The organism is Bacillus sp. 5w2 (assembly GCF_054353775.1).
Genome location: NZ_JBTIWT010000006.1, coordinates 108,239 through 120,718 on the forward strand (window position 1 = coordinate 108,239; position 12,480 = coordinate 120,718).

Consider the following 12,480-nt stretch of genomic DNA (forward strand, 5'->3'; position numbering starts at 1 on the left):
AAAACGTATTTTTATAAAAATTTTTATATTTTTCTTTTCATTCAAAAAAACATGTAGTATACTAACTTCAAAATCAGAGGAGAAAGGGAGCAAAGAACTATGCTTACTTATACAACTGTAGTTACATTTGCACAAAAACATCATCATCATACGTAACCCTTGAAACCTAGCGGAAAAATTACGCGTAGGTACAAGGGTTATTCCCGTTGTACCTACGTGAGGCAAAGAGCCATGTAGGTATTTTTTATCTACATGGCTCTTTTTTTATTGCCAAAAAGCTAGTAAAAAATGATGTTTAAGCAAAACTTACTACAAAGGAGTTAACAAAAATGGAAACGAAAAAATGGGGATTATGGATTTTAACAGCTTTTGTGATCGGAAATATGGTTGGCGGTGGCGTATTTATGCTCCCATCAAATTTAGCACAAGTATCAGGTCCAATGGGTTCTACACTCGCATGGAGTATTACAGGTCTTGGCGTATTTATGATTGCACTCGTATTTGGAAATTTAGCAATTCGGAAACCAGAATTAAAAGCAGGACCACAAAGTTACGCTCAAGCGATGTTTCCTTCAAAAAAAGCAGGGAAAGTTGCAGGATATAGTATGGCATGGGGATATTGGGCTGCGAACTGGGCTGCAACGGCATCTGTTATTATTTCCTTTGCTGGATATTTATCAACATTCTTTCCAGTTTTACAAAGTAAGCAAATTCTCTTTTCACTCAACGGATTTTCACTAGAACTCGGAAAAGGACTAACTTTCCTCGTATGTAGCCTTATGCTATGGGGAATTCAATATATTCTTTCTCAAAATATTGATCGAGCTGGAAATATGAATCTTCTTGCTACCATTGCAAAAATTATCGGATTTACAATGTTTATTGTAATCACATTATTCATTTTCAATGCCTCTAATTTTGGAGACGGTCAAACATTTATGAATGAGGCAGGACAATCAATTTCGTTAGGTGGACAAATCAATTCAGCTGCTATCGCAACACTTTGGGCATTTATCGGTATTGAATCTGCTGTAATGCTTTCTAACCGTGCTAAATCTCAGCGCGATGTAAAAAAAGCTACCATTTTTGGATTAATTATCGCTCTTCTTATTTACATGTCAATTACTTTACTTACAATGGGAGCTCTTCCACAAGATGCTTTAAAAGAGTCTCAAAAACCATTAGTAGACGCATTAAATTTAGCAATTGGCAATAAAGGTGCCTATATCATGGCTTTACTTGCACTTGTATCTTTATTTGGATCTACCGTTGGCTGGATCGTTGTTAGTTCAGAAGTACCTTACCAGGCAGCCAAGAATGGACTTTTCCCTAAGTTTTTCGCGAAAACAAATAAAAAAGGTAGTCCTTCAAAATCATTATTTATTACAAATGTGATGACGCAAATTTTCTTATTCTCAACGATTTCTGGCACTGTGTCAGAAGCCTATAATTTCGCTATCGTTGTAGCAACATTAGCTTATTTAATCCCATATCTTGTTTCCACGCTGTACCAATTCAAATTGGTTATTACAGGAGAAACGTATGATATAATGCCTGGCTCTCGAATAAAGGATGGAATCATTACTACACTAGCATTTGTCTACTCTATTTGGGTTATCAAAACAGGAACTGCTGATTTAAAAACGTTCTTCTTAGGAATCGGATTGTTTGTATTAGGTCTTATTCTTTATCCAGTATTAATGAAAGACTCAAAAAAAATGAATTAAAAAAAGAGAAGCTACTGGCTTCTCTTTTTTATTAAAAATCTGTAATTAACTTTTCTTTTAACTCTCCTATAGATAAAGGTCTCGCATAATAAAATCCTTGTACGTAATCACAGCCCATAGATTGTAATAAACTTTCTTGCTCTACTGTTTCTACCCCTTCAGCAACTACTGCTAAATTTAAGCTATGGGCAATTTCAATAACAGATTTTACAATCGTTCGCTCTGGCTGTGCGTGATCATAATGAAATTCACGAATAAAGTTACGATCAATTTTCACTATATCCAGTGGCAGTTGCTTTAAATAGTATAAGGAAGAATAACCCGTTCCAAAGTCATCTAAAGCAATTAAAATACCCATATTTCTTAATTCTTGTAATGTAGCAATAATATAATCAAAATGGCGAACAGCGATACTTTCCGTTACTTCCAAAATTAAACGATTCGGTGGAAAGCCAGTTCTCCTTAAAATGCTACGTACAGATAAAATAAAACGCTTTTGCATTAATTGTTGTATGGATAAATTAACAGATAACCTTAGTCCTTCTTCGTAATCTGGCAATGTTTTAAACAAGCGACATGACTTTTCTAATACCCAGTCTCCTAATTTTATAATAAGTCCAGATTCTTCAGCTACTGGAATAAATTCGCCTGGCGAAATAGGCCCTTCTTCTGTCGAACAACGTGCTAAAGCTTCAATACCAGTATATTTCTTCGTTTTCAAATCAATAATAGGCTGCAGTACCACATCTAATTCTTCATCACGAATTGCCTTTTGCAAAGCGAATTCAATTTTCATTCTACGATTTATTTTCGCACGTAACTCATCTGTAAAGAAACACGCGGCATTTCTACCTTGTTCTTTCGCACTGTACATGGCTAAATCCGAATTTTTCAATAGTGTTTCTACATCTTGTCCGTCTTGCGGATATGAGCACAGTCCTAGACTAGCTGAAATGTATACTTCATGACCTTCAAGCATGAATGGTGCCTGAAAGCATGACAACACAGATGTCGCTAACTGCCTCATCTCATCTTGTGTATGATTTTTTGTTAACAGCACAAATTCGTCGCCACCCAGCCTAGCCAGAACATCTTTCTCTCCTAGCACATAATGCAACCGTGAAGCAACTTCGCTTAAAAGTAGATCTCCTATCATATGACCTAGCGTATCGTTTACTAATTTAAAACGATCCAAATCAAAGTAAATCATACCAAATTCTTTTTTGTCTGCAATCATCTCGTTTACAGTCGTTATTAACTGCAATCGGTTCGGTAAACTCGTTAAAGCATCATGATACGCAAGCTCCCTATAACGACTTTCGCTTACCCGCAACCTCCGTTCTGCTTCTTTCCTACTACTAATATCATTTCGGATCGCAATAAATTGATATGGCTCTCCTTTTTCATTTAAAAATGGAACAATTGTTGTTTTAACCCAATAATATGTACCATCTTTTGCTTGATTTCGAATCTCACCTCTCCATACTTTTCCGCTCAAAATGCGCTTCCATAGAATTTGAAAAAATGTTTTCGGGTGATATCCTGAATTTAAAATACGGTGATCTTTCCCTATTAACTCTTCTCGTGTATATTTGGAGATTTCACAAAACTTATCATTTACATATGTAATAAGACCCTTTCGGTCTGTAATCGCAACAATTGAAGACTCATCTAATGCTAACTTTAAATCTCGCAATGAAGAGTCATATAATGCATGACCTCTTTGTTCTAGCATGCGCATCTCTCCTTGCTTCCTATCTGACTAAAACACAACTTGTTTCTCTTCATAGAAATAGAGATATTTCATTTCTTAATAATAGCTATTTGCATTCATCATATTTTGAAATATGCCGATTAAAATAACATAATATTATTTGTAATAAAAAGCAATATAATACCGTTTCAATTATAAATAGTAGTTTCTTATCGCTATATTGATCTTACTTTATTATACCTTATTCATTCTCTTACATTCCTTTATAACTAGCTCTATACAACCACTGTTTCCTATTAATCCCGCTCACATCTAACCCTCTTTACTTTACTAGCGAAATAGAAGTTCGAGCACACTATACAACTATTCACGGATAATAATATAAAAATTAAAATTAGTATATACGTTTCCGAATTACAATAATAAAATATTAACATATTTACACCTTTATTTTGGAAATATTTTATAAATAATTACTTTATTAAACTAAAAAAAGAGGAAAGCCTCTTTTTTAGTTTAATACGGATATGATATTTGCTGATAACCCGGATATGGCGTTGGGTATGGTGCCGGATATGTTACTGGGTACGGTGCTGGATAGTAGCCTCCACTTGCTGCACCCGTTAATGCGCCAGCCGTAAGCCCACCTAACACACCTCCAGCAAAACTTCCAGGAAAGAATCCACCGCCCCATGAGCCGCCACCCCAGCCCCATCCGCCTCCGTGATGGTGGTGATGATCATAGTGATTATGCCCTCCATGGTGGTGATGTCCACCGTTATGGTTGTGCCCCCCATGAGGATGATGATTACGATAATACAATCCGTTATTTTCTATATAATTCATATTTTCCCTCTCCTTTTCCATCTTCTCATCTTAATAGGTATTGTATGAATAATACGGATCTTGTTGGTAACCTGTATAATAAGAATAATCCGAGTAATACGGATAACCATATCCGCCATAACCAAACCCAGGGCTGAGTAATGCACCTGCTACAAAACCTGGGAAGAAACCTCCACCAAAAAATGGTGTATGTCCAAAACCACCATGAAAACCTCCGTGACCGAAACCACCAATTGGACGACCATACATTTTATCCATCCTCCTTTTCTCTTTAAAAACGTAACAATACACTGTATGTAGGACAAATGCGGAAAGTATGGGGATATACCTACATTTTGTAAAAAATAGAAAACACTTTATAATAAAAATGTCACAGTACATCTGCTATTTAGGAAGTCTATATTGAAGAAAGATTAGAGGAATTATATAGAAATGAAGAAACCTATCGTCCAATTACTATTAATATTTACAATTGTATCTATCGTTCTTTTCCTATTAAATACATCGTATATTTCGTTATATACATTTGTCGGCGTTCTCTGGTCCATCACAATTGTAGGAATTTCATTTGTTATTTTTATCGAAAATAGGTCTCCTCAAAGTACCTTAGCGTGGTTTTTAGTATTAGCACTTCTTCCCGTTATAGGTGTGCTTTTATACTCTATTTTCGGGCGTAGCCGTTGGAGAAGAAAAAAGCATCTTCATCGTTCAGAAGAACAAAGAAAATTATTCCGTGAAATATTAGAAGGAAGGCGACTAGAGTTATCACTCAAGGTCCCATTAAGTGAACGCTCTGCCCATTTAACAGAAGTCGTACAAAAATTTGGAGGCGGGCCTGCTGCAGATAGAACAACTACAAAGCTTTTAACAAACGGAGATCAAACATTCTCAGAAATTTTACAAGCTATCGAGCAAGCAAAACATCACATACATATTCAATACTATATTTATAAATCTGATGCGATTGGTACAAAAGTTCGGGATGTGTTAATAAAAAAAGCAAAAGCTGGTGTTATTGTCCGCTTCCTTTATGATGGATTAGGAAGTAATACGCTAAGAAGACGCTTTTTAAAACCTATGAAAGAAGCTGGGATTGAAATTGTTGAATTTGACCCTATTTTTTCAGCTTGGTTACTTGAAACAGTTAATTATCGGAACCACCGTAAAATCGTCATTGTAGATGGAGAAATTGGTTTTACTGGGGGACTCAACGTCGGTGATGAATATCTTGGCCGTTCAAAAAAATTTCCCGTTTGGCGTGATAGTCATTTAAAAATAGAAGGAAAAGCGTTATATAAATTACAAGCAATCTTTCTAGAAGATTGGCTCTATGCCTCTAGCGGGTTGAATACTTATTCTTGGGATCAATTTATGAATAGACAATACTTCCCAGGTAAAGAAATTTCAAGTGCAGAAGGTGCTGTTCAAATTGTAGCAAGTGGACCAAGCTCAGATGATAAAAGTATTCGTAATACCTTACTAGCTGTTATGGCATCTGCCAAAAAATCTATTTGGATCGCTACACCATACTTTATTCCAGATCAAGAAACTTTAACATTATTACGTTTAAGTGCAATATCTGGCATAGATGTACGCATTTTATATCCTGGTAAGAGTGACAGTATTATTAGCGATCAAGCATCTCAATCCTATTTCACTCCACTTTTAAAAGCTGGTGCTTCTATTTACAGTTATAAAGATGGATTTATGCACGCAAAAATTGTACTCGTTGACGATAAAATTGCAACCATTGGAACAGCAAATATGGATGTACGAAGCTTTGAATTGAATTACGAAATTATTAGTGTATTGTATGAATCTGAAACAGTTCATGATATTAAACATGATTTTGAAGAAGACTTTAAGCATTCCACTGAAATTAAATGGAACTCTTTCCAAAAAAGAAGTATAAAAAAACGAATATTGGAGTCTTTTATGCGACTCATTTCTCCTTTACTATAAGCAATCAATGTACTATTGATTGCTTTTTCTTTTATATTTGTCCTCTCTCCTTTTCTTTGCATACCATATTAAAACAAGTTATCATAAGGTATATTACTTTATGAAAATAATGTTAGGTGGGAAATACATGTTAGAACAATTTCATATACATGCTGATTTAAAACAGCAGCTTTCTACAATTCACGAAAAGAATAAGCAAGAAGCTGGTGAAAATGCACATTTAATTGGAAAGAAAATATATAAAGCATCTGATAACAGCATTATTGAAGATGCCATTACAGCACTTCTTCTTGGCAAAAATATTCTATTAAAAGGACCGACTGGTAGTGGTAAAACGGTACTAGCGGAAACTCTTTCTTCTTTATTCCAAAAGCCAATGCATAGCATTAACTGTTCTGTTGACCTAGATGTAGAAGGTATTTTAGGATACAACACACTACAAACGAAAGAAGGCGCATCTGAAGTTACATTCGTTAACGGTCCTCTTATGAAAGCTATGAAGAACGGCCATTTCCTATATATTGATGAAATCAATATGGCAAAACCTGAAACGTTACCACTTCTTCACGGCGCATTAGATTACCGTAAAATGATTACAAACCCGTTTACACAAGAAGTTGTATACGGTGATGATGAATATCGTGTAATCGCTGCAATTAATGAAGGCTACGTTGGTACAAGTGAACTAAACGAAGCGTTAAAAAACCGTTTTGTTATTATTGAAGTTCCGTACATTCAAGGTGATACATTAAAAGAACTATTATTAGCTGAATCAAAATTAAAAGATACTGCGACAATTGAAAAGTTCGTTGCATTTGCAAGCGACCTTATGCCTTTAGCTCGTGATGGACGTGTAAGTGAAGAGGCAGCAAGTATTCGTGGTATTATCGACGCATGTGATTTAGGCGTATATATTCCTGTTATGCGCGCAATTGAACGTAGCATTATCGCAAAATTAAACGATGAAACAGAACAAATGACTGTCCGTGAATTAGCAGAAAGTTATTTCTTTGAGGGATAATTCATGAGACAAATTTTTAGTGACAAAAAAATTGATGCGTCGCTGTTTCTACAAATGGAAAACTTAATGTATGCTCTTCTAAAAGAAGACGATGCCTACCTTGAGTATGGCTTTAAAGCATACTACGACGAAATTGAAAAAAAGGTTGTCATTAGTCACTTTTGGGATGATCGAAAAGAAGAGGATACAGTAATCGGATTAAAAAGCGAAGTGTTTTTAAAAGCACTTGGTAATAAACATTACTCGGACATGACTTTAATTCGTTCTTATGCGATTGAATTACAAGAATCACCCTTAAAAAAGTTTTTAACACAATTATTTGTTCTATTAGAAGATTTACGTGTTGAGGAAATCGTAAAAAACTTACGCCCTGGCACAAAGCATGTTTTTAAAAGAAGAAAAGAAATGTATCGCAATTACTTCGGCTCACAAAATGAAATCAATCGCGTTCGTAACTATCACGGTGACCGTCTATTTTGTCTCTGCTATCTTTCATTAACGAGCGATAAATATGAAATGTTTAATAATGAATATTTCGAGCAAATTGAAGCAATTTTGCATGAAACATTCCAAGCTCGTAATACGGAAGATATTATGTATATCGTTGAAAAAATTCGCTATCGTTTAGAAGGACTTCTTGAAAGTGATATGCTTAATAATTATTTCGGACATGCTCCGCTTTATTTATCTGTCATTGCAGACGAAAAGAATTGTCGCGTCGAAGATTTAGCAAATGATGATACGCAACTCATAGATGACGATGAAAATAAAAACAAAATGGATGAAAGTTTCTCCACATGGCATCGTGAAAATAAAAATAACGAAAACGAGAACTTTTTACGCTTTGAATTAGAAAGCGGAACAAAAACAAACATGATGGGCGATACTGCTCGTGAATCAGAAGATGGCGACCAAGCACTTGGTTCTGTACAAGGTACTTCTCAAAAGAGTACACAATCCAACTTTGATGGCGCTGATACAGAGGAAGCAAGAGCTTCACACGCTTCTAGTCAAAACGACGGTGCATACGGTAAGTATAATGTAGGTGCTTCTCATACATTTAAAGAAGCTCGCAAAGCAAATACCGATGAGAAAAAGGATTACCAAGCTATCAAATCAGTCGTTAATAAAGATGTAAAAGAATTAAAGAAAATTATCGAAAAAACGATTGAAAATAAAACGAATGCAAATAGTGATAAATATTACGGAAGACTTCGTAAGAAATTCCTTCGTATTTATACAGAAAAGCAGCCACGCATGTTTTATAAAAAAGGGCAAGAATCACAAGAACTCGACGTTGCATTCCAATTGTTAGTGGACTGCTCTGGTTCTATGTATAACAAAATGGAAGAAACGAAAAAGAGTGTGGTCCTATTCCATGAAGCATTGAAATCTTTAAAAATCCCGCACGCTATTAGCGGATTTTGGGAAGATGCATCTAGTGCTAAACCTGAAGATAAGCCGAACGTTATCCATGAAGTTGTGACATATAAAAACTCAACGTTACCAAACGTTGGTCCCGAAATTATGCAGCTTCGCGAAGAAGAAGATAATCGCGACGGATATATTATTCGTATCGTTTCTGAAAAGCTTGCAAAAAGACCAGAAAAGCATAAATTCTTACTTGTCTTTACAGACGGTGAGCCTTCTGCGCTGGACTATCAACAAGACGGTATTTTAGATACGCATGAAGCTGTCAAACTTGCTCGTAAAAGTGGTATGGAAGTAATCGGAATCTTCATCGAAGAAGGCGAAGCGAAAGAAGCAACTTATCAATTAATGAAAAACATTTATAACCATCACTTCTTAGTTGCAAATCACGCTGAAGATTTACGTCTGAAGATTAAACCACTATTGAAAAAGTTATTACTAAAGACGATTGAATAGAAAAACAGGAGCCTTATCGCTCCTGTTTTTTCTTTCATTCACTTTGTTTCTGGTTGAAACTTGTATGGAATGGCAACTTCTAGTAATGACTCAAATCCTCCATCGTAGAATGGGAATCGTTCATTTGCGATTGTTCGATCCACCCACTCTATTGCGGAAATTTCATCCTCATCTTCTGCAATAAGTTCACCTGTTACTACATTTGCTCGGAATGTAAAAAGTAGCGCATGATTCCCTGATTCTTCAAAGAATTTTTCATTGATCGCAACAAGTCCACCTGCCACAGCAGTTAAACCTGTCTCTTCTTTTACTTCTCTTACTAGAGCTTCCTCTAACGTTTCACCCTTTTCAACAGCCCCTCCTGGCAATGACCAAACGTTTTGTTCTATATTATGTACCATTAATATTTTATCTGTTTCTTCATCATGTATTAGTGCATATACGACGTCAACTCTTTGCATGTTGCTTTTCTCCTTCAATTAACTCATCCATTATAAATAAGGAATGTAGCTGTAAGCCATCTTCTAATAGGTTTTCTCTTCCCTCTTTCGTTCGTTCAATCACACCTAAAACATGATGTACTTTCGCACCTAGTTCTCTTAAATCTTTCGTACTTAATAATATTTGACCACCTGTCGTGATAACATCTTCAATAATACAAACATTCTTCCCAGTAATATCAACACCCTCTGCCAACTTACATGTGCCATACTTCTTCGCTTCTTTCCTTACAAATACAGCTGGTAGACCTGTTTGTAAAGATAATGCTGTTGCTACTGGAATTCCGCCCATCTCTAAACCTGCGAGTACTTCTGTCTCAGGAGGAATGAGCTCTTTCAATTGTTTAGCAATTGCTAATAACAGTACTGGATTAGATTCAAATAAGTACTTATCAAAGTATTGATTTGATACTTGTCCTGATCGAAGCTTACATGTTCCCGCTAAACGTGACGTATTATAAATTTCCTTTGCTAACTCCCATTTCTCCATTGTATCTCTCCCCTTTATGCACAAATTAACCCATTCTATCACATTTGTAATTATTTGTATATTCCCGAATTACAAATAAAAGGGTCGATTCATAAGAATCGACCCTTCCTATTAATTCATCACTAACTCAGCTGTGAACTTTTTTTTTAACTTAGCCAACATGTCCGTTGTCATTTTGTCTAAATCGTATTCTGCTTTAAAGCCCCACTCTTTCATTGCTGCTGTTGCATCAATAGAGTTTGGCCAGCTATCAGCAATTGTTTGACGAGCAGGATCTACAGCGTAATCCATTGTAAACGTCGGAATGTGTTTACGAATTGATGCTGCGATTTGCTCTGGCTCAAAGCTCATTGCTGTAATATTGAACGCGTTTCTATGCACAAGTTTACTTGGATCAGCTTCCATTAATGAAATGATCGCTTGTAAAGCATCTGGCATATACATCATATCCATGTATGTTCCTTCTGCAATGTATGAGGTGTATGCGCCTTTTTTAATCGCCTCATAATAAATTTCAACTGCATAGTCAGTTGTTCCGCCTCCTGGAGGAGCTACGTAAGAAATTAAACCTGGGAAACGTACACCGCGCGTATCAACGCCAAACTTTTGATGATAATAATCACATAGTAATTCTCCTGCTACTTTGTTTACCCCATACATCGTAGTAGGACGCTGAATTGTATCTTGTGGCGTATTATCTTTCGGCGTTGATGGACCGAATGCACCGATAGAACTTGGCGTGAAAAACTTACAGTTTAATTCACGAGCTGCTTCTAATGCATTTACAAGTCCGCCCATATTTAAATTCCAAGCAAATAACGGATTTTTTTCTGCTGTTGCTGAAAGTAAAGCTGCTAAATGAATAATTGTATCTACTTCATTACGCTTTGCGATATCATGTAGTTTTTGTCCATCTGTTACATCTAACGTTTCAAATGGACCAGACGTTACTACTTCACTATCTGTTTCACGAATATCTGTTGCAATAACATTTGATGCGCCGTATACATCACGAAGTTTCATTACTAGTTCAGAACCAATCTGCCCTAAAGAACCGGTTACTAGAATTTTTTTCATTTTCCCCACTCCTCATTTGCAAGCTATTCAAAAGATGTCGTTACTTAAATGATGCCCATTTCTTTCCCTACTTTTTCATACTTACGAATTGCTTCATCTAACATTTCTTTCGTATGAGCTGCTGTAGGCATATTACGAACGCGTCCTGTTCCTTTAGCTACAGTTGGGAACACGATAGATTTTGCATATACGCCTTCTTCATTTAGACGTTTACTAAATTCTTGTGTTAGTACTTCGTCCCCAATAATACAAGGGGTAATTGGCGTTTCACTTTCTCCGATGTTAAAGCCAAGTTCTTTTAACCCTTGTTTTAAATAGCGACCATTTTCCCATAGACGATCGTGCAACTCTGTGCTTTCCATTAAGATTTCAATTGATCTCATGCAAGCTGCTGCATCCGCTGGTGTTAATGCTGTAGAGAATAAGAATGGACGTGAACGAACTTTTAACCAGTCAATTAAGTTTTGTTTCCCTGCTACATATCCACCAATTACCCCAATTGCTTTTGATAATGTACCAATTTGGAAATCAACTTTATCAGACAGACCGAAGTGCTTTACAGTTCCTGCACCTTTTCCAAGTACACCTGAACCGTGTGCATCATCTACGTATGTCATTAAATCTAATTCTTCTGCAATCTCAACAATTTCTGGTAGTTTTGCAACATCTCCATCCATTGAAAAGACACCGTCTGTAATTACCATTAATTTATTGTAAAGACCTGATTCTTTCGCCGCGATTGCTTTTTGGCGTAAATCTTCCATATCAGAATGTTTATAAACGATAATTTTCGCTCTTGATAGACGACTACCATCGATAATAGAAGCATGGTTTAATTCGTCTGAAAGAATCGCATCATTTTTATCCATAACGGCTGAAATCGCTGCCATATTACAGTTAAATCCTGATTGGTAAGCAATTGCTGCTTCTGTATGTTTAAACTTTGCAATTGTTTCTTCTAATTTAATATGCAAATCTAAAGTACCGTTAATTGTACGAACAGCTCCTGCTCCAACGCCGTACTTATGAATAGCACCAATTGCTGCTTCTTGCAAACGGCTATCTGTTGCTAATCCAAGATAGTTGTTTGAAGATAAGTTAATATATTCTTTTCCGCCAATTGTAATGATCGGTCCATTTGAACTCTCAAGCGGATCAATTACGTTATAAAGCCCCTTTGATTTTAAATCCTCTAAATTTTCTTCTAAAAATTTTGCAAGTGTTTTACTAGACATCGTGAAGCCTCCCATCGTTCA

Annotated in this window: 11 protein-coding genes; 4 read left to right on the top strand and 7 right to left on the bottom strand. The window is 36.0% G+C overall.

Translation table 11 applies throughout. The features are described from left to right. Window positions 1-329: 329 nt before the first annotated feature. A complete protein-coding gene (locus tag ACXY7N_RS13585) occupies window positions 330-1,727 on the top strand; it encodes an amino acid permease (protein ID WP_016089331.1) in 1,398 nt (465 codons plus the stop codon). Between the two features lie 31 nt (window positions 1,728-1,758). Here the strand turns inward: ACXY7N_RS13585 and ACXY7N_RS13590 are convergent, their stop codons facing one another. The 3 genes from ACXY7N_RS13590 to ACXY7N_RS13600 form a co-directional block, all read right to left on the bottom strand. Beyond that, window positions 1,759-3,462, bottom strand: a complete 1,704-nt coding sequence (locus tag ACXY7N_RS13590; protein WP_000893355.1) for a putative bifunctional diguanylate cyclase/phosphodiesterase — start codon at window positions 3,460-3,462, stop codon at window positions 1,759-1,761. 495 nt (window positions 3,463-3,957) lie between these two features. Further along, window positions 3,958-4,308, bottom strand: coding sequence for a cobalt transporter (locus tag ACXY7N_RS13595; protein ID WP_189644933.1), 351 nt, complete (start codon window positions 4,306-4,308; stop codon window positions 3,958-3,960). 9 nt (window positions 4,309-4,317) lie between these two features. Next, window positions 4,318-4,536 carry a hypothetical protein gene (locus ACXY7N_RS13600; protein WP_016089334.1) on the bottom strand — a complete coding sequence of 73 codons (219 nt, stop codon included), beginning with the start codon at window positions 4,534-4,536 and terminating at the stop codon, window positions 4,318-4,320. A gap of 183 nt (window positions 4,537-4,719) precedes the next feature. Between ACXY7N_RS13600 and ACXY7N_RS13605 the strand changes: the two genes are divergently transcribed. The 3 genes from ACXY7N_RS13605 to ACXY7N_RS13615 all read left to right on the top strand — a co-directional run bounded on the left by ACXY7N_RS13605 (window position 4,720) and on the right by ACXY7N_RS13615 (window position 9,157). After that, the gene (locus tag ACXY7N_RS13605; RefSeq protein WP_488592438.1) at window positions 4,720-6,249 is read left to right on the top strand and encodes a cardiolipin synthase; all 1,530 of its coding nucleotides are present in this window, start codon (window positions 4,720-4,722) and stop codon (window positions 6,247-6,249) included. Between the two features lie 127 nt (window positions 6,250-6,376). Beyond that, on the top strand, window positions 6,377-7,270 hold the full coding sequence (locus tag ACXY7N_RS13610; protein ID WP_016089336.1) for an ATP-binding protein: 894 nt from the start codon (window positions 6,377-6,379) through the stop codon (window positions 7,268-7,270). Window positions 7,271-7,273: 3 nt separating this feature from the next. Continuing rightward, complete coding sequence (locus ACXY7N_RS13615) at window positions 7,274-9,157, top strand: vWA domain-containing protein (RefSeq protein WP_098800039.1); 1,884 nt, start codon at window positions 7,274-7,276, stop codon at window positions 9,155-9,157. 38 nt (window positions 9,158-9,195) lie between these two features. On the opposite strand, the gene ACXY7N_RS13620 is transcribed toward ACXY7N_RS13615, so the two are convergent. From ACXY7N_RS13620 to ACXY7N_RS13635, 4 genes are all read right to left on the bottom strand, one after another. After that, entirely contained in the window at window positions 9,196-9,618 is a 423-nt protein-coding gene (locus ACXY7N_RS13620) for an NUDIX hydrolase (protein ID WP_016089338.1), read from the bottom strand. Then, window positions 9,605-10,147, bottom strand: coding sequence for an orotate phosphoribosyltransferase (gene pyrE / locus ACXY7N_RS13625; RefSeq protein ID WP_488592439.1), 543 nt, complete (start codon window positions 10,145-10,147; stop codon window positions 9,605-9,607). Before pyrE ends, ACXY7N_RS13620 begins: the two co-directional genes overlap by 14 nt. Window positions 10,148-10,258: 111 nt before the next feature. Then, window positions 10,259-11,224 (bottom strand): L-threonine 3-dehydrogenase, encoded by a 966-nt coding sequence (locus tag ACXY7N_RS13630; RefSeq protein WP_016089340.1) that lies wholly within the window; start codon window positions 11,222-11,224, stop codon window positions 10,259-10,261. A gap of 44 nt (window positions 11,225-11,268) precedes the next feature. After that, a complete protein-coding gene (locus ACXY7N_RS13635) occupies window positions 11,269-12,459 on the bottom strand; it encodes a glycine C-acetyltransferase (RefSeq protein ID WP_000095914.1) in 1,191 nt (396 codons plus the stop codon). Window positions 12,460-12,480 lie beyond the last annotated feature (21 nt).

Coding starts and splice junctions, on each gene's coding strand:
- ACXY7N_RS13585 (WP_016089331.1), top strand. CDS start 330: ATGGAAACGAAAAAATGGGGATTATGGATTTTAACAGCTTTTGTGATC.
- ACXY7N_RS13590 (WP_000893355.1), bottom strand. CDS start 3,462: ATGCTAGAACAAAGAGGTCATGCATTATATGACTCTTCATTGCGAGAT.
- ACXY7N_RS13595 (WP_189644933.1), bottom strand. CDS start 4,308: ATGGAAAAGGAGAGGGAAAATATGAATTATATAGAAAATAACGGATTG.
- ACXY7N_RS13600 (WP_016089334.1), bottom strand. CDS start 4,536: ATGTATGGTCGTCCAATTGGTGGTTTCGGTCACGGAGGTTTTCATGGT.
- ACXY7N_RS13605 (WP_488592438.1), top strand. CDS start 4,720: ATGAAGAAACCTATCGTCCAATTACTATTAATATTTACAATTGTATCT.
- ACXY7N_RS13610 (WP_016089336.1), top strand. CDS start 6,377: ATGTTAGAACAATTTCATATACATGCTGATTTAAAACAGCAGCTTTCT.
- ACXY7N_RS13615 (WP_098800039.1), top strand. CDS start 7,274: ATGAGACAAATTTTTAGTGACAAAAAAATTGATGCGTCGCTGTTTCTA.
- ACXY7N_RS13620 (WP_016089338.1), bottom strand. CDS start 9,618: ATGCAAAGAGTTGACGTCGTATATGCACTAATACATGATGAAGAAACA.
- pyrE (WP_488592439.1), bottom strand. CDS start 10,147: ATGGAGAAATGGGAGTTAGCAAAGGAAATTTATAATACGTCACGTTTA.
- ACXY7N_RS13630 (WP_016089340.1), bottom strand. CDS start 11,224: ATGAAAAAAATTCTAGTAACCGGTTCTTTAGGGCAGATTGGTTCTGAA.
- ACXY7N_RS13635 (WP_000095914.1), bottom strand. CDS start 12,459: ATGTCTAGTAAAACACTTGCAAAATTTTTAGAAGAAAATTTAGAGGAT.